Annotated in this window: 12 protein-coding genes; 4 read left to right on the top strand and 8 right to left on the bottom strand. The window is 39.2% G+C overall.

Annotation, left to right across the window (positions count from 1 at the left end; genetic code table 11):
• Positions 1-83: 83 nt before the first annotated feature.
• From H5058_RS09830 to H5058_RS09820, 3 genes are all read right to left on the bottom strand, one after another.
• Complete coding sequence (locus tag H5058_RS09830; protein ID WP_089368199.1) at positions 84-1,940, bottom strand: glycoside hydrolase family 13 protein; 1,857 nt, start codon at positions 1,938-1,940, stop codon at positions 84-86.
• Entirely contained in the window at positions 1,941-3,437 is a 1,497-nt protein-coding gene (locus H5058_RS09825; protein ID WP_182677898.1) for a tryptophan halogenase family protein, read from the bottom strand.
• A 98-nt stretch (positions 3,438-3,535) separates the two neighbouring features.
• On the bottom strand, positions 3,536-6,322 hold the full coding sequence (locus H5058_RS09820; protein WP_182677943.1) for a TonB-dependent receptor: 2,787 nt from the start codon (positions 6,320-6,322) through the stop codon (positions 3,536-3,538).
• Positions 6,323-6,982: 660 nt separating this feature from the next.
• On the opposite strand from H5058_RS09820, the gene H5058_RS09815 reads away from it, so the two are divergent.
• Positions 6,983-8,608 (top strand): alpha-glucosidase family protein, encoded by a 1,626-nt coding sequence (locus tag H5058_RS09815; RefSeq protein WP_182677896.1) that lies wholly within the window; start codon positions 6,983-6,985, stop codon positions 8,606-8,608.
• Positions 8,609-8,668: 60 nt separating this feature from the next.
• Here the strand turns inward: H5058_RS09815 and H5058_RS09810 are convergent, their stop codons facing one another.
• Positions 8,669-9,211, bottom strand: coding sequence for a TIGR00645 family protein (locus H5058_RS09810; RefSeq protein WP_011328031.1), 543 nt, complete (start codon positions 9,209-9,211; stop codon positions 8,669-8,671).
• A 224-nt stretch (positions 9,212-9,435) separates the two neighbouring features.
• Between H5058_RS09810 and H5058_RS09805 the strand changes: the two genes are divergently transcribed.
• The gene (locus tag H5058_RS09805) at positions 9,436-9,678 is read left to right on the top strand and encodes a hypothetical protein (protein ID WP_011328030.1); all 243 of its coding nucleotides are present in this window, start codon (positions 9,436-9,438) and stop codon (positions 9,676-9,678) included.
• A 152-nt stretch (positions 9,679-9,830) separates the two neighbouring features.
• On the opposite strand, the gene topA is transcribed toward H5058_RS09805, so the two are convergent.
• Together topA and H5058_RS09795 are read right to left on the bottom strand one after the other, a co-directional pair.
• A complete protein-coding gene (gene topA, locus H5058_RS09800) occupies positions 9,831-12,548 on the bottom strand; it encodes a type I DNA topoisomerase (protein ID WP_182677894.1) in 2,718 nt (905 codons plus the stop codon).
• Between the two features lie 253 nt (positions 12,549-12,801).
• Positions 12,802-15,489 carry an Ig-like domain-containing protein gene (locus H5058_RS09795; RefSeq protein WP_182677892.1) on the bottom strand — a complete coding sequence of 896 codons (2,688 nt, stop codon included), beginning with the start codon at positions 15,487-15,489 and terminating at the stop codon, positions 12,802-12,804.
• A 189-nt stretch (positions 15,490-15,678) separates the two neighbouring features.
• On the opposite strand from H5058_RS09795, the gene H5058_RS09790 reads away from it, so the two are divergent.
• Positions 15,679-17,010: a dicarboxylate/amino acid:cation symporter gene (locus H5058_RS09790; RefSeq protein WP_011328027.1), complete on the top strand. Its 1,332-nt coding sequence runs from the start codon at positions 15,679-15,681 to the stop codon at positions 17,008-17,010.
• Positions 17,011-17,095: 85 nt separating this feature from the next.
• Here the strand turns inward: H5058_RS09790 and sohB are convergent, their stop codons facing one another.
• Complete coding sequence (gene sohB / locus H5058_RS09785) at positions 17,096-18,112, bottom strand: protease SohB (RefSeq protein ID WP_058374553.1); 1,017 nt, start codon at positions 18,110-18,112, stop codon at positions 17,096-17,098.
• 100 nt (positions 18,113-18,212) lie between these two features.
• The gene (locus tag H5058_RS09780) at positions 18,213-20,630 is read right to left on the bottom strand and encodes a VolA/Pla-1 family phospholipase (RefSeq protein ID WP_182677890.1); all 2,418 of its coding nucleotides are present in this window, start codon (positions 20,628-20,630) and stop codon (positions 18,213-18,215) included.
• Positions 20,631-20,836: 206 nt separating this feature from the next.
• Between H5058_RS09780 and H5058_RS09775 the strand changes: the two genes are divergently transcribed.
• Positions 20,837-21,583: a YciK family oxidoreductase gene (locus H5058_RS09775; protein ID WP_011328024.1), complete on the top strand. Its 747-nt coding sequence runs from the start codon at positions 20,837-20,839 to the stop codon at positions 21,581-21,583.
• Positions 21,584-21,823 lie beyond the last annotated feature (240 nt).

Genomic DNA, 21,823 nt, shown 5'->3' with positions numbered 1-21,823 from the left:
CTTTGTCGTTTTTGTTATGAATTTAATACTAGTGTGAAGCGCGACTGACTGACAGTCGCTGCATACGTATTCAGTTAAGCAATTTACTCTATCACTAATACTGTGGCGCTCATGGGTGCTAATGTTATTGCATCAGTTAAATTAATTTGCTGCTTAGTAAACAAGTTTGTTGCTGTTGTATGCAGCTTAAGCACCTCTTGCATATACTCTAATGACCAATTTTTAGCCTGCTTATTTTTATTCAAAAATACCAACACTATTTGCTCATCGGCTATACGTGCATAACTGTAAATACCTTGATGTGGACTAAAATGCGTTAGCTTGCCATAACCTAATGCAGGGCTTTGCTTTCTAAAATTAAGTAACGTACGTAGGGTTTGGTGCATATCACGCTGTGCATTTGTGAGCCCTTTACCTGTAAAGGCATTAACTGTTTGCCCAGCAAAGCCGCCCGGAAAATCAATACGAATATCGCCGTGGTCATTACTGCCTGTGTTATCGAGTAATACTTCGGTGCCATAATACATTTGTGCAATACCGCGGGTGGTAAGCAGCATGGTCATCGCCATTTTGGTTTTATTTAGATTTTGCTTTAGCTCAGTATAAACACGGCTCATATCGTGGTTATCGGCAAATACTAAAAGGTTATTTGGATTAGGGTATAAAAAATCATTGGCAAGTGATTGGTATACTTTAACCCAACCTGTGTTCCAGCTTTCATCTTCGTTTAAAGCTTGAATGAGCGCCTCTTGCAGCGAAAAGTCCATCACACTGGGTAAACTTGAAGTATAACCGTCGCTGTTATTTTTGCCCGCTTGCCAATACGATGCAATTGCTGGATTGGTAGTCCACTCTTCACCAACAATATTAAACGCTGGGTATTCGCTCATAATTGCTTTGGTCCAATTGGCTAAAAAAGCTTTGTCTGAGTATGAATATGTATCTACTCGAATACCGCTTAAATTTGCATACTCAATCCACCAAATGGTGTTTTGAATTAGGTAGGTTGCCAACAAAGGTTGACGCTGGTTTAAATCGGGCATGGTTTCTACAAACCAGCCATCGCTAAATTGACGTTTATCGAACTGGCTGGCGTGAGGGTCTTGAATGGTTTGCCTTGCATGACTAGTGGCATGTTTACCATTGGCAAACTCACCATTAAAATTAATCCAATCAGACGTTGGCTTGTCATTCATCCACACATGCTCAGAGCCAAAGTGATTAAGTACAAAATCCATCACTAAACCAATCCCCTGTTGCTGCGCTTTATTTGACAGCTCTTGGTAGAGTTCATTACTGCCCATACGGGGATCTATATTATAAAAGTCAGTAATAGCATAACCATGGTAAGAGTAGCTTGGCATATTGTTTTCAAGCGCTGGGGTTAACCACAATTGAGTTACCCCTAAATCATTTAAATATGGAAGTGCATTGATCACCCCTTGTAAGTCGCCACCGTGGCGCCCGCCTTTACTTTTTGGATCAGCGGCCTCTAACATGCCTGCTGCGGTGTCGTTACTGCTATCGCCATTTACAAAACGGTCTGGGTTAATTAAATAAAGGGTATCTTGGCTGTTAAAGCCTTTACGCTTGGCACTGTTGCTGCTGCGAGTATGTAACGGGTATTCAAAGCGCTCACCCGTTGGGCTGGTAAACACTAAGTCACCAGGCTTTGCTTGCGGCGTTATTTTTAGGTTTAAAAACGCATAATTAGGGTTATCTGTTTTGCTAATACTGATTAACTTAACCCCATTGTAGGGGATTAATTGCCACTGTTGTTTAGCAATGTTTGGCTCATGCAACATAACTTGCAATGCCTCATTTTGCATGCCAACCCACCAATTTTGTGGCGATACAGACATGGCCTGTGCCTTTGTTGCAGTAAATGGTATTGCAGTAAACAATGTTGTAGCAAACAGTGCTTTAATTAGCTTTTTCATTTAATTATTTTTCATCCTAGATAAAAATTCACTATGGGAAGGGAGTTGTTCAACCGTGTGGTTAATCAAAGCTTTTAAATCAGAAAATAATGCGAGCAGCTGCTCATCAGTTAGGGCGTTGGCTAATGGGTGATAATCATCTGCTTCAAGCCCCTGACCTATCATTACTTGCTGCCACGCTGGCTCGGAAAAAAGTTCGTCGTCTTCTCGAATGAGCTTGCCTGTTTGCTTGAACAAGGTTATTTTTTGTTGCAGAGTTTCGGGAATACTCATTTGCTGACATTGACGCCCAAATGCGCTATCTGTGCGGGTGGTAAGCTTATAATGTAAAATTATAAAGTCGCGTATGCGTTCTATTTCGGTTTTACTTTGCAGGTTATATGTAGTTACTTGCGAGTGTTTAATCCCATTATGCGGAAACAACTTAATTAATCGAATAGCCGCTGTTTGAATTAAATGAATACTGGTTGACTCTAACGGCTCTAAAAACCCACTTGAGAGTCCAATAGCAACTACATTTTTATGCCATTGTAAGCGTCGGCGCCCCGTTTTAAAACGGATCACCCGCGGCTCTGTTATTGCTTTGCCGGGCAAATTAGCGAGTAATTGCTGCTTTGCTTCATCATCTGTTAAATAGCGGCTCGAGAACACCAAGCCGTTACCAACTCTGTGCCGTAAAGGTATTTGCCATTGCCAACCAGCATTTTGGGCAATAGAGCGAGTATAAGGTACTGGCTCATTCGCTGATTCACTTTGCACTGCTACTGCGCTGTCGCAAGGTAGCCAATGCGACCACTCTTCAAAGCCTGTATTTAAGGTTTTTTCAATTAATAATGCACTTAGCCCGGTGCAGTCAATAAATAAGTCGCCCTTAATTACTGAGCCACTCTCAAGTGTTAATGCTTGTATATCACCTGACTGCTGACACTGCTGCACGCTTTTTATTTTACCTTCTACACGTTTAACACCGCGCTGCTGCGCAAGTTTTTTTAACAGTTTGGCATATAAGGTTGCGTCAAAATGATAAGCATAATGTAACCCTGGTAATTGGGTATTAGGCAAATTACGTAAATGGGCGAATTTACCTGCTTTTGCCGCTTGGTAGTTAACAGAAAAATCCCACAAGTCGGAGGCGTGGTTTTGCTGTTTTGCTTTTAGCCAAAAGTGATGAAACTCACAAAATGGAAAATCTTTACCTATGCTACCAAAGGCATGCATATATTTATGATTTTGCTCGCGCCAGTTTTCAAACTCAATCCCTAATTTAATCGTTGCTTGAGTGGCATTAATAAACTCATATTCATTTATGCCCAACGCGCCATTTAAATGCAAAATTGGCGGAATACTCGCCTCTCCTACGCCAATAGTCCCTATTTGATCAGACTCAACTAAGGTGATGTTGATCACGTTACCCAATACTTTATTTAATAAGGCTGCCGTGATCCATCCTGCAGTGCCCCCACCGGCAATTACCACATTTGTTATTTTATTATTCATTTAGTTTTCACCATGGTTGTTGAATAAACCAGTATTGAATGTGATATAAAAAAGCCCTTGTAAAGCAAATCACAAGGGCTTTTCAACGCTAAATAAAACTAGAGTTTATAACTAAAGCCTAGTAAAAATGTACGGCCATAATCTTGGTAGTCACGTATTTGTAGGTCGTTATCACCTTGCAGCGATACAAAAGGTTCTTCGGTAATATTTTGCACTTGGAAGGTAACACTTAAGCCAGCTAAGCTATCAAAACCGCCTTCGCTAAAGTCATAACCTAATTGTGCATCCCAAATTGTTTCGCCTTTGATATCAACTTGAGTGGTTTCAAAGCCTAAACCATATACGTCACCTTTAAAGTCACTACGTTTGCGCATACTGGTACGTGCTTGAAAACCGCTGTGCTCATAATAAAAGGTTAAGCTGTCGATTTGGTCTGATAAGCCTGGTAACTCATATTCGTTACCATTTTGATCACTCAAGTCTTGCTCTACACCTGTATGGCTAGCAATTAAACCAAAACCTTCTAGGCTTGGATGAAATACGCTAAATGGTAATGATAAAGATAGCTCATAACCCCAAAGGTCGCCTTCACCGCCATTTACTTTACCTGAGCCTGTCCCGGTAGACGTAGCTGGAATTTCACCTGTAGATGGGTCTGCAACACCTGTCATATCTACATCATAGGTACCATCAAAAATCCATTGCGTAATATCTTTGTAGAAGAATGCTGCAGCAAAGTAACCTTCTGCATCAAAATAGTTTTCGTAGCTTAGGTCAAAGCCTGTTGCTTCTTTAGGCTCAAGCTTTGGATTACCACCCGAAATGCTCCAAAAATTACCGTTATCGTCTGGTTGTGTTTGGCTGTAAGTGGCATTTATTGATGCATTCATTTCATCAAGACGTGCGCGCGAAATTGTTTTTGCTGCACCAAAACGTATTGTTTGCTCTTCATCAATTGCAAACGATAAGTTTATGCTTGGTAAAAAGTGGCTATAGTCATGGCTAACATCAGTAGGCGTTACAACAACTAAGCCATTAACTGTATTAGCAGCAGAGCCTTGTGATGATTGATCTGTTTGTACATAACGCGCACCAATATTACCCGTTACCGGAATTGAGCCAATTTCTGCGTTAATATCTAGCTGTGCAAATACTGCAATTACTTCTTCTTGAACAGTCCAAGATTGCGTTTTGTGCTTTTGGTTTGTAAGGCTTTCTTGTAATAGGTCGTAGTAGCCATCGTTTACTAAGCCGTTTGTATCGTAGGCAACCATGTTACCCATACCAATAAAGTCTAAGCTAGCAGACCCTTCACGGTATTGCTCAGGAATAGCCAACATACCTGGATTGGCAAGCGAGAAGTCTTTTAAGGTCATGTAATACCCTTCAGACAACTTACTTTTTTCGCGATCCCGATATGAAACACCAAAGCTTACTTTACTAAAATACTCATTTTCGAGTGCTTTGCTCGCAGCAAGCTTTAATGTTTGTAGTTCATCGTTAATTTCTGGGGCATTAATAAAACCGTCTTGTGCTGTGTTTTCATAAGCAGTGCCCATTAAACCGTATTTGTCGTTAAGGGCTGAACTCGCTCCCCAAGATAACGGGCCGCCTAATTGAATAAGATCATAATCACTGTAATCTAATTCATGACTAAATTGCGCGCCAGTATTGCCACCATCAAAGGCATAACCTATGTTATCAGCCACGCCATTTGCATCGCCACGCCCTGTACCAGAGTAACTTTCGATACTCCAAATTTCACGTTTTACTTCAGATACACTGGCATCAAACTCTAACGACCATGAATCATTAATATCGTATTTAGTGTTAAAACCAAATTGCGTTAGCTCAGCATTACGTTCTTCATAATCGTTACGAACGACAACTCGTTGCCCTTGTGTAACTGCACTGGTGATAAAACCAGACGACTCATCTATTTCAGCGCTTGAAGCATCTATTGTGCCTTGGCCCCATGCAAAAGGTACTTCTATACCACGTAATATCTTCTCATCTGAAAAATCAACATAAAGCGCATCAAACGTCATGTTTAAACGATCAGTTGGTGCGGCTTCAAGTACAAACATTGCTGAATCACGTTCAAGTGTTGATGAGCGCACATAAGGTTTTGCACCACCTAATATAGAATATTGCTCGCCAGCTGCTTCAAATTCAGGGTAGCCCCATGAGTTCCATCGTTTTTCTTGGTTTGGTGAACTCATTTTATTATAAGCAAACGCAACACCTATGGTGTCATCTGCAAACTGGTCAATGTACGAAATTGTGCCGCGATAACCACTGTCGTTGCCATCAGGGTTTAATTTATCAAAACCTGTTTGCTCTAATTGGCCATTAAACATGATCACACGCTCACCTTTACTTAAAGGCTTAACGGTTTGCATGTCGATTACACCAGCAATACCTTCTGCATCAAGACTTGCATTAGGCGTTTTATAAACGGTTACACCGCTCATTATTTCTGATGGGTACAGGTCAAATTCAACACCACGGTTGTCACCAATAGAAACTTGCTCGCGACCATTAAAGGTAGTGGCACTTTCATTTTCGCTAAAGCCACGCACACTTACACGACTTGCTCGGCCATCAAGACGCTGCGCGGTTAAACCCGGTAAGCGTGCAATAGATTCTGCAATAGATGAGTCTGGTAATTTACCAATATCTTCAGCAGAAATTGACTCTACAACCTGTGTAGAAAAACGTTTGGTGTTTATTGACTCAACTAAACTGCCACGAAAACCTTTAACTTCGATGATTTCAACGTCTTCTTTTTTTATTGTATTTTCTTGCGCGGCAGCAGTAGCAAAGCTTGATAAACCAGCAGCTGTTAATGCCAACGTTAATATACTTGGTTTGAACATAGACATGATGTTTTTCCCGTTACCCATAGTGTGATCCTCGCTTTGTTTGAGTGATAGTCAAACAAAGTGAGCTAATTTTGTTGTCAGGATTAATGTTAACGCTCTCTTCATTTTATTAACAACTTTATGCATACGTATTCAACACTTGCACATTGACATTATATTAACATAAAAACAACCTGAAACATCATAAACCATTGTTTTTATTGTCTTTTATAACTTTACATTAATTTCTTAATAAATTTAGTTAAGTAATTATATTTATCAATAAAAGGAGCATGTTGTTAAATTTAAACTGAATAAAAATAACCATATTTAAGCTGTTCCCTGCTCTGTATACGCTTATTGTTGGGCGTACAATTGGTAAGACCAATGAAGTATAGAGGCGATTAACTCAAGCCATTGTTAATAATGATTAAAATAAGAATTAACCTATAAATCAATTTAAAAACCTTAATTGGTAAGGTTGTTTTCTCGCTAATTTAAAATATTTAATTGGTTTTTAGTGATTTTTTTAATACTTAAAAAGTGTGTATTTTACTGCATACGTATGCAGTATTTTTACAAAATCACGGGCTTCACGTATGGTTTTAGAAATATTATATGGTGAGTTAACAAACCATATTTAGCGTAATCGAAATACGGTGTGCAATGACGGAGAAAAGCATGGCCCAACAGCAGTGGTACAAAGGTGCGGTAATTTATCAGGTTTATCCGCGTAGCTTTCAAGATAGCAACAATGATGGTATTGGTGACTTAAAGGGGATAATTAATCGCATTGATTATATTAAAAGCTTAGGTGTTGATGCTATTTGGATTTCACCTTTTTTTAAATCGCCAATGAAAGACTTTGGTTACGATATTAGCGACTACCGAGATATTGACCCAATATTTGGTGATTTAAACGATTTTGATGCGCTAATTGAACAAGCGCATGCCCGCGATATTAAAATTATTATTGACCAAGTACTCAGCCATACCTCTGATCAACATCAATGGTTTTTAGATAGCCGCGAAAATACCACTAATGATAAGTCTGATTGGTATGTTTGGGCTGAGTCAAAAGAAGATGGTACAGCACCTAATAATTGGTTATCTATTTTTGGCGGCCCGGCATGGCAGTGGGAGCCGCGCCGAGGTCAGTATTATTTACACAACTTTTTTACCGAGCAGCCCGATTTAAACTTTCATAATCCAGATGTTAGACAAGCTGTGCTTGATAACGTGGAATTTTGGCTGAAAAAAGGTGTAGATGGCTTTAGGCTCGATGCAATTAACTTTTGCTACCACGATGCGCAATTACGCGACAATCCTGCAAAACCAAAAGATAAGCGCCAAGGCCGCGGTTTTAGTGAAGATAACCCGTACGCGTTTCAGTATCACTATTACAACAACACCCAACCAGAAAACATCGAATTTATGCAAGATATTCGTGCCTTACTTAATAAGTATCCAGGTGCGGTTTCATTGGGTGAAATATCATCTGAAGATTCACTCGCTACCATGGCGCAGTATACCCAAGGTGACGATAAGCTACACATGGGCTACAGCTTTGAATTACTCACTGATGACTACTCTAGTGAATACATTAGAACAACAGTGCAAACGCTTGAGCAGCAAATGACTGAAGGTTGGCCTTGCTGGGCGTTTAGTAACCATGATGTAGAACGTGTTGCGAGCCGTTGGAGCGACAATGGCGAAATTAACCCTGCCCAATGTAAAATGCTTACAGCCCTACTCGCTTCACTGCGTGGTAGTGTATGTATGTATCAAGGGGAAGAGCTAGGTTTGGGCGAAGCAAACGTGGCCTTTGAAGACTTACAAGACCCTTACGGAATTACATTTTGGCCTAACTTTAAAGGACGTGATGGCTGTAGAACTCCAATACCTTGGGAAAATGAGCAAGTAGATTATGCTGGGTTTAGTGAAAATAAGCCTTGGTTGCCTGTAGACACAGCACACAAATCTCAATCGGTAGCAGAGCAAAATAGCGATAAAAACTCTATTTTAAACGCGTACCGTGAATTTATGGCTTGGCGTAAAACGCAAGCGGTGATGATTACAGGCGATATTGAGTTTATCCAAACGGCTGAACCGATCCTGGCGTTTTATAGAACACTTAATAATGAAAAAATGCTGTGTGTATTTAATTTAAGTGCGCAACAAACAAGATTGAGTTTGCCGGTAGCTATAACTAAAGCGTATGACACGCTTTCGCATCACAATGCTACTTTGAGTAATAACCAGCTAATAATGAATGGTTTTGGCTGCTATTACGCCCAATGTAGCTAAAAGTCATTTAATATAAAAACAAAAGCCTGAGTACGCTCAGGCTTTTTTATAGCTTACAACTTAATGACTGCTAGTTTTACAGTTTAAATAATCGGTAAACGCAAACAGTACCCCTGAAACAACAAAGGTTAGGTGGATTACTATTTTAAATATAAGCTGATCTGATGAATATTGTGCTGAGTTTAAAAATACTTTTAATAATTCCACAGCAGAAATAGCAACAATTGCACTGATCAGTTTCATTTTCAAACCGGAAAAGCCAACTTTTCCCATCCAAGCAGGTCTGTCTTCATGGTTATTAGTTTTAAGCTTAGACACAAAACTCTCATAACCGCTAAAAATAACTATCATTAACAAGCCAGCTAAAAGCGTGGTGTCAACCAATGTTAGAATAGCAACTAACATATCTTGATTAGACGCACTAAATACTGAGCTCCCCATATAGTAAAGCTGCTTAAAAAACTTTATTAATAATACTATTACCGCAAATAATAACCCAACAAAAAATGGTGCTATTAACCAACGTCCATTAAATATAAAACACTCCAATACCGATTCTATTTTATTTGTTTTGGTTGGCTTAGAGCTTGATGATTCGTCCATGTATGATCCTAATTACCATTAAAATTTAACATTAACTTATTTCCTATTCTAATACAATGAGTTGAGCCTATTGCAATTTTAGTATTCCTTATCCTGACGATAAAAATATTTCGTTATCTTTTATTTCAAATTCGATTAAAAATCAGCATACCAACAGAGTTGTTCTGGCTTGGGTACACTTGTTTTAAATAACAATTGTCATAACATTTTTTAGGAATAAACAAATGAACAAAGCATTGCTAGCATTAATCGTAGCACCTCTATTTGCACTGTCTGCACTTAATGTGGTTGCAGAAGATGCGGCGGACGCTTCAGCTGAAACAGTTAAAGAATACACAGAAATGTGTGTTAACTGGGCTAAAGATGACGACGTAAGCAATGAAGAGCTTTATGGCTATGTATTAAAGTGCGTGAATGATGAGCTTGTATCAGAAGGCTACAAAAAGGTCTCTGCAGTAAAAATTTAATTAAGTTTATTGTCTAATTAAGTCTATTGCTAATACAGCCGTTGCGAACACTTTTAATTAGATATAAAAAAACCGGAATCGACACTCAAAGTGTATTCCGGTTTTTTATTGCTTTCAAAAAGAGAAAAATTAAATACTTATATTAGTATTATTTATTCATCATCTTTTTTAGTTTTTGCTTTAGCCTTAGTTTTAGCAGGCGCTTTTTTGGCAGCTGCTTTCTTTTTTGGTGCTGCTTTTTTCTTCGCTTCTTCAACCCACTTACCCGCAACATAATGCGCAGTCCAACCGGTCGCTTTACCGTCGACTTCGGTCATTACATACTGCTCTTTATTTTTACGGCTGTAGCGTACAACAGCTAAGTTTCCATCTGGATCTTGTGCTGGTGCATCGGCTAAGTAATAAAACTTAGGTGAAATACGGTCTCTAAAGCGTTGTAACTCTTCAACCTTAGGCGCACGTGTTTCGCGCGATTTAGGGAAGGTATTTGCAGCCAAGAAAATACCTGCAGCGCCATCACGTAAAACAAAATACGCATCTGACTTTTCACATTCTAATTCGGTAATGTGAACAGGGTCTTCTTTTGGCGGCGCAGCTTCACCGTTTTTAAGTAACTTACGGGTATTTTTACACTCATCGTTATTACAACCAAAGTACTTACCAAAACGTCCCGATTTTAATTCCATATCCGCGCCACACTTATCACATTCAATAAGAGGCCCGTCATAGCCTTTAATTTTAAACGTGCCCTGCTCAACTACATGGCCACTACATGCTGGGTTATTACCACATACATGTAATTTACGGGTTTCGTCGATTAGGTATGAATCCATTGCCGTTTCACAAATTGGGCAACGTTTCATTTGCATTAATGTTTCGGTTTCAAGATCTTCTGCATCGGCACTGTCTGCGGCAACTGCTTCATCGCCCGATACTAAGTTCATCGTTGTTGTACAACGCTCTTTTGGTGGCAAGTTATAACCAGTACACCCTAAGAACACGCCAGTAGATGCGGTACGGATACCCATTTTACGGCTACAAGTCGGACATTCAATATCAGTTTCGACCATTTCATTAAGACGCATTCCGCCATTTTCAGGCTCGTCTTTCGCAACAGTTAATTGCGTTGAAAAGTCGGCATAAAACTTATCGAGTACTTCGGTCCAAATGCGCTTGCCTTCGGCGATATCATCTAAACGACCTTCCATTTTGGCAGTAAAGTCAAAGTTCATTAAGTCTTCAAAATTTTCTACTAAGCGGTCGGTAACTATTTCACCCATTTTTTCAGCGAAGAAACGACGGTTTTCAACCCGTACATAACCGCGATCTTGAATAGTAGAAATAATAGATGCATAAGTAGATGGGCGGCCAATACCACGTTTTTCAAGCTCTTTTACTAAACTCGCTTCGCTAAAACGCGCTGGCGGTTTAGTAAAGTGTTGCTTAGGGTCAAGTTCAATTAACGTTAATGTTTCGCCTACTGTTACTGCAGGTAAAGACTGATCTTCTTCGTTCTTTTTACGAATAGCAGGCTGTACTTTAGTCCAACCATCAAAGCGTAGCACACGGCCTTTGGCTTTTAGTTGGAAGTCATTTGCTGCTACCGTTAATGTCGTTAAGTCGTATTCTGCAGGTACCATTTGGCACGCTACAAATTGACGCCAAATTAGCTCATATAGTTTTTTAGCATCGGCATCAACCCCTTCAATATGCCCCGAAAGCACAGTTACACTAGATGGACGAATTGCTTCATGCGCCTCTTGTGCATTGCCTTTTGAGCTATAATTAATAGGATCTTTAGGTAAGTATTTTTCACCAAATTGCTCTGTTACATATTCGCGACACATAGCAACCGCATCTTTTGACAGATTAGTTGAGTCGGTACGCATATAGGTAATGTAACCGCCTTCGTACAAGCGCTGCGCTAGCATCATGGTTTTTTTAACGCCATAGCCTAAACGTGTACTGGCTGCTTGTTGCATAGTTGAGGTGATTAAAGGCGCACTTGGGCGACTTTTACTTGGTTTTTCGTCAACGCTTATAACTTTATATTCTGCATTCTCAAGGCTTTTAACTGCTGCGCTTGCCTGAGCTTCATTTACTGGCTTAAATGGCTTGCCTGCTTGTTTGGCTACTTCTAAGCGTAACTCTGACTCTGCATTTTTAACGTCAGCATGAATATCCCAAAACTCTTCAGGTATAAACGCTTTAATTTCGCGTTCACGCTCAACGAGTAAGCGTACTGCTACCGATTGAACACGTCCAGCCGAAAGTCCACGTGCCACTTTTGCCCACAGTAAAGGAGATACCATAAAACCAACAACACGGTCTAAAAAACGACGTGTTTGCTGCGCATATACCATATCGGTATTAAGCTCACCGGGTGTTTCGAATGCTTGCTGAATTGCGTTTTTTGTAATTTCGTTAAAAACCACACGCTTATATTTTGCAGGCTCACCGCCAATAATTTCTTGGAGGTGCCAAGCAATTGCTTCCCCTTCTCTATCCAAATCCGTTGCGAGGTATATTTGGTCAGCGTTTTCGGCAAGCTTTTTAAGCTCTTGTACTACCTTTTCTTTTCCTGGCAGTATTTCGTAATGTGGTTCCCAGCCTTTATCAGGGTCAATGCCCATACGCGCGACTAAGTTAGAATAGTCTCGTTGCTTTTTATACGCTGCTTTCTCTTCAGGTGGTAATTTACGCACTTCAGCCGGCGTTTTAGTCGCTGGCACTTTGTTTTTTCCAGAACCTGAAGTAGGTAAATCTCGCACGTGTCCAATACTGGACTTTACGATGAAGTCATTACCTAAATATTTATTAATTGTTTTAGCCTTAGCAGGTGACTCTACAATTACTAGCGATTTGCCCATAGTTGCCTATTTCTAACCAAGTTTTTTAAAATGTGTTTAGCCGACATAAGCGGCACGAATATTTATAGGTATATCTACAAACACTAATTGTTACAAGCTTTTAATACAAACTTTTCAGTTTTAAGCGAATAAACGAACAATTTCTGCATTTAATTTAAACAAACAGGTGTTTTTAGAGTAATTGATGGGGAATATATAGAATAGAAACAAAAAATGCCAACCTTATGGTTGGCATTTTTATAATTAAACCGTTTTAAGGCTTAGGTTCATCTAAAATAGACATGACAGTATATTGTGTTTTAACTCCCCCAGGGGTTTCAAATTCAATATATAAAAATCCTGAGTCAACATCATTTGGTTGTGACTCCTTCGTTATATTTACTGTTACTGAGTTAGGTACCTTTTGCGCCGTATTTACAACTGTGTAATCTGTTAACCCTCGCAATATTGCATTATCAGACGTTACTGTTACTTTGGTGCCTGCCGGTAGTGGGTTATTATGAATATCACTAAAGAAAATCGTAATCGAAATTGCACTGTAAGGTGTTGAGTCACTAATATCAATAAGGTTAATATCACACATATTTGCCATATCTGAAGGCTCTAAACTAATACCATCGGTTAATGTGCAATCGTTTAACGCTGTCACAGCTCTAATATAAGGAGTACTTCCAGACATAACTAGTTCTGACTGACTTCGTACATTAACAGTTTCACGTGTACAAGCGCCCACAGCTAAAGCTTTATCGCTACAAAGTAAACCATTATATATTGAATCACCGGCATCATATTTACCATTATCTAAAGCACCTGAGCGCTCAACATACCACTCGTTCTCCCCTCCATTTGAATCAACTGGATCTGCAGGGGCTGATACGTTGCCATCAAAAATACCATTTTCATTAAAATCGATAAATGCTTCGGGCAAATCCTGTAAAGTCGAATCAAACTCACCTTGATTAAATTCACCATTTGCCGATACATCATTAAATGATTCCTCGCCTACTGCATATGCTAGTAAGCTTACACGCCCACCTAATGGGTGATCAATTGGGGCTTGCAATGGTGCATCTGCGAGCGTTAAAGGAACATTCTTAATATCAAGATAACTAATTAAATTACCATTTAAATCAAGTTGCGACTTTCTAATACCTAAGCTACAAGGTGCTGCTTTTCCAAAAAAGCGGTCACATTTATCTGCAACCGAATTTTTGTAGATACTATAATGATAAGGTATTGGGTTTTGACTACGCCATTGTGCTGTACATACGCCATCTATGGTACGACACAATAATAAGTCACTAAATTGAGCACCATCAATTGTACCCACTGCTCCACCTTCGCTTGCTAAATAAACAGCTGTATTATCTGGTACAAAGTTATTAAAGTGATCAGCAGCATAAACGGTTAGATCAACAATTACGCCAGCTTGATTTAAGGACTCCGTATTAAACGTTTGTACAGCAAGCGTAAAACTATCCTGATCGGGTATACCTGTAGTAACTGTTAAATCATTAGAGACTATTGAAATAGTGCTACTTTCAACTTGATGAGATGCAATAACAGAAAGTACACCCGCTGATTTACCTGAGCGTACATTGACAGTCGCAATACCGTCATTATTTGTAAACTGATAGAGGTTATCTAAGGATGCGCCACCTGAATTTTGCGACAAAGCAAAATTTATACGTTTTTGACCAACTGGATTACCATTAATATCTAGTAACTTAAAAGTAAGTAATGAGTTTTCTGTGAGTGACTGACCGCCAACTCCCTTTATTGCAAGTACTTGGTGGGAAGCATTAATAAATGAAATAGATCCTGTTTTAGCAGCAGCAACATTAATGTTAATCGTTTTCGTTGCTACATTGCCTCCAGTTACAACCGTTGCAGAGATAGTGTCCACACCATTACAGCCATCTGCTTTGTACGTTGCTGTAGCCTTACCGCCAATACTTGTAACTATGTTATCAATTGTTGCTTTAGGAGTCGCTTCTTCAGAACAAGCTGAGGTGAACTGTACTTCCAACGGCGTTGTGAATAATGCACCTGAACTATCAACAACATCAGCGGTAATAATTGTTGTAGAACCTGCCGATAATATATCGCCAGGTAATATCCCTGCGGTTAAATTTACATCAACCTGTACTGCATTTATTTCAAATAATGATATTGCACTGCCACCCTGCGATGTTAATTCTACTTGCCCAGCACCTGAACTTTTTCCTGATAACAAGTTTAAAACCGCCACCCCAAAAGAATCAGTTTTTGCAGTCAAGCTCTCTGGCAGTAGGGTACCTAACGATGTTGTTGCATTTACTAAAACGTTACTTGCGGGCTCATTAGTATCAGGCCTTGTTATTTTTGCATATATTATTGCTTGTTGATTTAAAATATTATTATTTTCAACACACGAATTTGGATCTAGTTCAAAAGTATCTCGAGCAATATTCAACCACCCATCTGGGCAGTTTTGCAATATTTTTATTACTATATTAGCGTTTGAACCACTGCTTTTCGGCTCATCTCCAATAGTATAAAACCCTAATTTATCCGAGCCTTCTGCATAAGTGGCTATTACTGTACCCGCACCTTCAATATTTCCGGCTGTGAGCTTTATAACAGCAGTACCATTAGCGTCGGTTAAAGCACTTCCTGTAGAAGGAATAAATGTACCTAGAGTCGTTGTGAAGCTCACTTCTTGTCTTACTACTGGGGAGCCACTACTATCTGTAACTGTTGCAATAACTTCAAGTGGTGTATCAACAGTGATAACTCTATCTTCAAAGTTCAGTGCAACAATTGTTGCTTTTTCTGTTACATTTCCAGAAGTATCACCATTTCCACCTACACTGCCCTCCTTTTCAAGTGAGCCACCACCACCACAAGCTGTGATAAAAAAGCTGAGCATCATAATGCTTAGCAGTCGTGTTAAAGGCATAAACCTCTCCCTAGCGTTATTATTATTAACTTTGTATTGTTTACCACATGTTAACCTATAACTTAGTCTAAAATCACAGTTTTTTGATACTTTCTTTGATAAAAAAATTTAAATTATTAATAAATTTTTCTGTATAAATATTTACATGCTGGTAGGCTGTGCCAAATTTATAAAAAATAGATTGGAAATATGTCGAAAATACGTTCAATGAGCTTAACAACTCGCATAATGATAGGCATGGCATTAGGTATTGCCGTAGGCTTTTTATTTCAAGCTATATTAGCTGGTGAAGACGATTACCTAATACCACTTGGGTTATTCTCTTTGCCAATTAAAGCTTTTTTTGTTGATGGAATTTTTCACATTGGTGGGCAAATATTTATTGCCAGCTTAAAAATGCTGGTTGTTCCTTTAGTATTTGTATCTTTAGTGTGTGGCACATGTAGCTTAAGCGATCCTAAAAAATTAGGCAGCTTGGGTGGTAAATCAATTGGTTTATATTTAATTACCACAGCCTTAGCTATTACTCTGGCTATTACTTTGGCTTTACTGTTTAGCCCTGGCGTAGGTATTGACTTGCCAACAGATGCAAGTTACGACGTATCTGAGGCACCTACCTTAGCGCGCGTTATTATAGATATGTTTCCAACCAACCCTTTTGAAGCTATGGCAAAAGGTAATATGCTTCAAGTTATTGTTTTCGCATTACTGTTTGGTATTGCTATGGCACTTAGTGGTAATGCAGGAAAACGCGTAGCGGTGGTTTTTGAAGACCTTAATACGGTAATTTTAAAACTAGTTACTTTGTTAATGAACGTTGCGCCTTACGGGGTGTTTTTCTTAATGGCAAAGTTATTTACTACCATAGAGTTAAACTTAATTGTTAGCTTGGCTAAGTACTTTTTTGTAGTGGTTGCCGCTTTATTATTACATGCGTTTGTAAATTACAGTTTGTTATTAAAACTATTGACTGGTTTAAACCCTGTAATTTTCTTAAAGAAAATGAAACACGCCTGTTTGTTTGGTTTTAGTACTTCAAGTTCAAGTGCAACTATGCCAATTACTCTTGAAACAGCCACTAAAAAACTCGGGGTTAATAACTCTGTTGCTTCATTTACTATTCCGCTAGGTGCAACCATAAACATGGATGGCACTGCCATTATGCAAGGGGTTGCCACTGTATTTATTGCACAAGTGTTTAGTGTTGACTTAACCATTTCTGATTACTTAATGGTAATTTTAACGGCTACGTTAGCGTCTGTTGGCACGGCCGGCGTACCGGGTGTTGGCTTAATTATGTTAGCAATGGTACTTAATCAAGTAGGCCTACCAGTAGAGGGTATTGCAATAATTATTGGTGTAGATAGATTGCTAGATATGACCCGCACTGCAGTTAATATTACGGGTGACTGTATGGTTACCTGTGTGGTTGCTAAATCTGAAGGTCAGCTAGATGAGTCTATTTATAATGACCCAAATGCAGCGAAAGATTTAGAAAACATAAGTAAATCTATGAATTAGTAAATAACTTCGCATTAAAAAACCCTTGATTAATTCAAGGGTTTTTTATTGGCCAAAGCTAATTAAGCTTAAAGTAATCCACTATTTATGGATTTAATGATTTAAACTTAGAAACTAAATTAACCCCTGCCTTATTAACTGCACTACTAAAGCCAAGTGCTAACTTGTCACTTAAACCTTTTTTAATCTTATATTTAATCTTATAAATTTGACGCTCATCTTGTTGTTCAAGCAAAGCATCATCACTGGTTTTTATAACATCCACCAAGCCTTTCTCTATTGCTTGAGTTGCAAACCAATGCTCACCTGTAGCCACTGAGCTTATATCTAAACTTGGGCGCTGTGTGCTTACGAAAGTTTTGAATAAGCCATGAGTTTGCTCAATTTCTTCACGAAACTTTTCACGCGCTTTATCGGTGTTCTCACCAAATAAAGTAAGAGTACGTTTAAACTCGCCTGCGGTTATTTGCTCAAATTCCACATCGTTTTTCTTTAATATTTTATTAAAGTTAGGTATTTGCGCTATTACACCAATCGAGCCTACAATAGCAAATGGCGCTGCAATAATTTCATCAGCAACACAGGCCATCATATAACCACCGCTTGCTGCTACTTTATCTATAGCAACACTCAAAGGTATACCTGCATTTTTAATGCGCTGTAACTGTGAAGCTGCAAGCCCATAACCATGTACTACCCCACCACCACTTTCTAAACGAATAAGAACTTTATCTTTGCTCGCATCTGCAATAGAAATAATAGCGGTTATTTCCTCTCTTAAACTCTCTACTTCATGTGCATCCATACTGCCTATAAAGTCAACCACATATAATCGCGGTTTTGGCTCTTTACTGTCATTTTTTTTATTGTCTGCCTTAAGCTTTTTTTGATGTGCTTTAAGTTCTTTTTTACCTAAAGTATTGTGTAAAAAGCTTTGTTTAATATTATCTAGTTGCTCAGATATATTATCTATTTGTATTTCACCCTTTTTAGCTTTTGGCTTAACTGCCGCACCAACTATCAGCATTAAAATAATGGCTATAGCAATAACAAAAGTAACCGTTTTAGCGAAAAACAAACCGTATTCGTATAAAAATTCCAACACTTTTCTCCATTTATAAATTTCAGCTAATTTAGCATGCTTTTTAACAAAAAAAAGCCACTAAACAGTGGCTTTGGTTACTTAATTGCGTTGTAAGCTATTAATCGGTCACAACATCACTATTTGTAATTAACAACAAACGACCACGAGCGGCTAAGTAAGTTGCAATTTGCAATTGCATTTCAGAGTTAGCAGCAAAGCTACCTGCAGCATCCGATCCCGCCTCTTCACTAGGCGCTGGTGTTAATACTGAACCATGATGCCCTTTTGTAAATTTAACTAAATAGCTAGACGGCGTGGCACTAGGTGCTTGTGATGTGCTCACTGTTTCTAAGCCCATAAAGTTGGCCAGTGGTAAACTACCTGCAAGCGGATTGCTAGCAACACTTGGAGGTATAACTTGGTCTGGCTTATTGCCTGCGCCATCGCCCACTACCACGTTCATATATACAGGCGTTTCGAGTGCTTTAACGGTTGCGGCATAATTAGTTGGGTCGCCACTATCTAGTGCAGTTTGTGCTGCAAAAGCAAATTGTGTCATTACGCCTTTAATATTTGCCAGCTTACCCGTTTCGCCAGCCATAGTTAAAGCCGTTGCATATTCGGTGTAACCACAGCTTAAGAAGGCTTGCATATCAGACTGTAACGCACCACAGTTAGAAATTGCATCACCTTGTAAAAATGCATTAAATTCAGTTGCTTCGGTTGTACCTGCTTGTGATAACACCGAGCCTTGAATAAATGGGCCAAATGTTGCAGATTCTAATAAGAAACTGGCAATACCACCGCCGCCACTTGCAAGCGCAACTGTATTAACGTTAAACAGTGGGTCAAGTGATTCAGCCATTGGGCTATTTGCTTGGGCAATAAACGCCGGCGCTACAATTGAACCCAGTGAGTGACCAACATAGCTCACATCTCGTGGGTTTAAAGTTGGGTCGCCTGAAAAATTAATACCTAATCTTAGTGCTAATAAATCAGCCGACGACTGACGTAAGCTATCACGGGCAACTAGTAGTGAGCTTAAATTCATATAACTAAGTACCGAACCTGTGGTTGCATTAAAGTCATCGTTACCGTCAGCATCTACATCAATTCCTCGCTCGCCATGGCGCGGATGATCAATTGCAATTGTGGCAAAACCCTGAATAGAAAGCTGCGCCGTTAAAGCAAGCATGGTTTCTTTATTGGTAGTAATACCATGCTGCATAATAACTACAGGCCAGCCACTTTCAGGCATAGCAATAGGTGCTAATTGTAAACTTGCGCGCACACCATTAATTATAGGCAAAATAGGTTTGGTAATTTGCACTGGTACTTTTTCTACACTCTGCTCTTTTGGTATAGAATTATATTTGGTTAAATGACGCGTGCTATCTAACCCTAAATCACGTAGTTTTCCATCGCTTAATGCGGCACATGCGCCGTCATTTTCACTAATTGGATCAGTAGGAAATGCAGCACCTGCTTGTGCTTTATAACCCAATACAGCAACTGCGTTATCACACATGCCTTGCCAATAAGTGTCGTTTAAATCGCTATTTTTTTTACCTGTAGGCGTGCCTAAATACTGGGGTAGATTAATACTACCACGTTGATATTGTACGCCCGCAAACACATCAGGGAAATAACTGAATTTTCCTTTTACTGTGGTCATATCTTGATTTGGAATGCTCAGCACCGGTTTAGTTAAATTTGGATTTTGCAGGCTCGCTGCTAATAACTTTTTAATTGTACCAAGCACAGGGCCTGCCGATTGCATGGTCATTGCAGCAGAAAAAATAATTTCATCTTTAGTAATATTGCCTGAACTAACAACCACATTTTCGTAGCTATTAACAGCCCCCTGTAACGCTAGTTGTGATGGCGTAATTAACGGCGCTTCTTGTTTTACTGTAGCGTAAGTAGATGACGGCTCAATAGCACGCCCTTGTGAGTCTTTGAGCTCTGTGGTTAATACATTAATATAAGAGCTGCCGGCTTTAAATGGCTTAAGTGGAATAACCGCCACCGCATCACCAGATGCCTGGGTGATAAAGTCCACACCAAATTGTAGTTCACCTACTAATTTACAGGCAGCACCTGCAGGTGCTTGTGAGCATTGTTCATCTGTTAAACTTGCTCCCATTATTACTTCAAAAATACGTACTGAACCTGGTGTACCTGCAGAGGTGGCATCTAGGCTTACATTTGGTGGGAAAGTTAAATCTATTTTAAAAGGAACTTGAGTAGACCAGCCATCAAGCGCACCTAGTGCAAGTTGAGGGTTAGCATAAGCAGCACGAGGAATTGACACATTAGCGTCATTTAACTCCCCAGGAATATTTAAAGTACCATCTTGGGTACCGCTCATTAATAAATCATTGGGTACAGATATAACCCCATTAGCGGGATCAAACTTTACCGTCGCTTTTGGGATAACTGTAACCGAATCGTTTTTAACATCTTCTAGCGTTTCTCCGCCGCCACAACCTGCAAGAGCAGCTGTAACCGAGAGTGAGAGTAGCATTTTTTTCATATTGTTGGCTCCGCACATATCTTATTTTTATAGTGTGTTTATTAAGTATATTAAGTTAAAACAATGTAATCAGTTTATTAATGAGACATTAGACCAGTTAAACTTAACGTAAACTTTCTACTTTCGCCACCTAAATTTACAATAAATTCGATTACTTAATGTTTTGCTATGTTAAAATCAAAAAAAATTCATCCATGGGTACTTTTATGAACACCTATCAAGCTGCTGAAAATGCACTTAAAGATAAAGTTATTTTAATCACCGGCGCAGGTGATGGAATTGGCCGAGTAGCTGCAATTACATACGCTAAATACGGCGCAACTGTTATTTTACTAGGCAAAACAACTAATAAACTAGAATGTGTTTATGATGAAATTGTTAAAGCAGGTTATCCACAACCGGCAATAGTCCCTATGGATTTAAAAGGCGCAACTAAGCAAAACTACCGCGATCTGGCCGCCACGATAGAGTCTCAATTTGGCTGTCTTGATGGTTTATTAAATAATGCGGGCATTTTAGGCACGTTAGGGCCACTTGAGCACTTTTGCTCGTCAACTTTTGAAAACATAATGAAGGTTAATGTCACCGCGCAAGCTATGATCACTAAAGCGCTGTTTCCGGTACTGCGCAAATCTAAAAATGCATCCGTGGTATTTACATCATCTGGCGTGGGCCGTAAAGGTCGCGAATTTTGGGGGCCTTATGCTATTTCGAAATTTGCTGTAGAGGGCATGATGCAAACATGGGCATGTGAAGTAGGTAAAACCAATATACGTATTAATTGTATTAACCCTGGTGCTACACGCACTTCAATGCGCGCTAGTGCTTATCCTGGTGAAGACCGAGATAAACTTGCAACACCTGAAGACTTAATGCCTACTTACTTATATTTAATGAGTGATGATTCGAGTAATGTGAATGGCGAGTCGCTTGACGCTCAAGTAAAAAAATAGCTATTACTCTAATGTAGATACAAAAAAGCCGCTCAAAATTTTGAGCGGCTTTTTTAATGTCTAACTAATTTAACCTGAACTCTGGTTAAGAGATTTACTAACATATTTAATCATCGTTATATTTAATTTTATTTTCTCTAGCCAGAGGTTTTCAGTGAAAACAAGGCGAATTTACGCGTCAATAGCTGGCCTATTGCAAGTAAATTCAACGCAGTTAGCGCTGAAAATAGCTGCTTGAGA

The organism is Pseudoalteromonas sp. SR45-4 (assembly GCF_014163535.1).
GTDB classification, from domain to species: Bacteria; Pseudomonadota; Gammaproteobacteria; order Enterobacterales; family Alteromonadaceae; genus Pseudoalteromonas; species Pseudoalteromonas nigrifaciens.
The sequence above is the reverse complement of the archived record's forward strand: the minus strand, read 5'-3'. Positions and strand labels throughout refer to the sequence as shown.

Excerpts from the sequence above, each read along its gene's own strand:
- H5058_RS09830 (WP_089368199.1), bottom strand. The coding sequence starts at position 1,940 with ATGAAAAAGCTAATTAAAGCACTGTTTGCTACAACATTGTTTACTGCA.
- H5058_RS09825 (WP_182677898.1), bottom strand. The coding sequence starts at position 3,437 with ATGAATAATAAAATAACAAATGTGGTAATTGCCGGTGGGGGCACTGCA.
- H5058_RS09820 (WP_182677943.1), bottom strand. The coding sequence starts at position 6,322 with ATGTCTATGTTCAAACCAAGTATATTAACGTTGGCATTAACAGCTGCT.
- H5058_RS09815 (WP_182677896.1), top strand. The coding sequence starts at position 6,983 with ATGGCCCAACAGCAGTGGTACAAAGGTGCGGTAATTTATCAGGTTTAT.
- H5058_RS09810 (WP_011328031.1), bottom strand. The coding sequence starts at position 9,211 with ATGGACGAATCATCAAGCTCTAAGCCAACCAAAACAAATAAAATAGAA.
- H5058_RS09805 (WP_011328030.1), top strand. The coding sequence starts at position 9,436 with ATGAACAAAGCATTGCTAGCATTAATCGTAGCACCTCTATTTGCACTG.
- topA (WP_182677894.1), bottom strand. The coding sequence starts at position 12,548 with ATGGGCAAATCGCTAGTAATTGTAGAGTCACCTGCTAAGGCTAAAACA.
- H5058_RS09795 (WP_182677892.1), bottom strand. The coding sequence starts at position 15,489 with ATGCCTTTAACACGACTGCTAAGCATTATGATGCTCAGCTTTTTTATC.
- H5058_RS09790 (WP_011328027.1), top strand. The coding sequence starts at position 15,679 with ATGTCGAAAATACGTTCAATGAGCTTAACAACTCGCATAATGATAGGC.
- H5058_RS09780 (WP_182677890.1), bottom strand. The coding sequence starts at position 20,630 with ATGAAAAAAATGCTACTCTCACTCTCGGTTACAGCTGCTCTTGCAGGT.
- H5058_RS09775 (WP_011328024.1), top strand. The coding sequence starts at position 20,837 with ATGAACACCTATCAAGCTGCTGAAAATGCACTTAAAGATAAAGTTATT.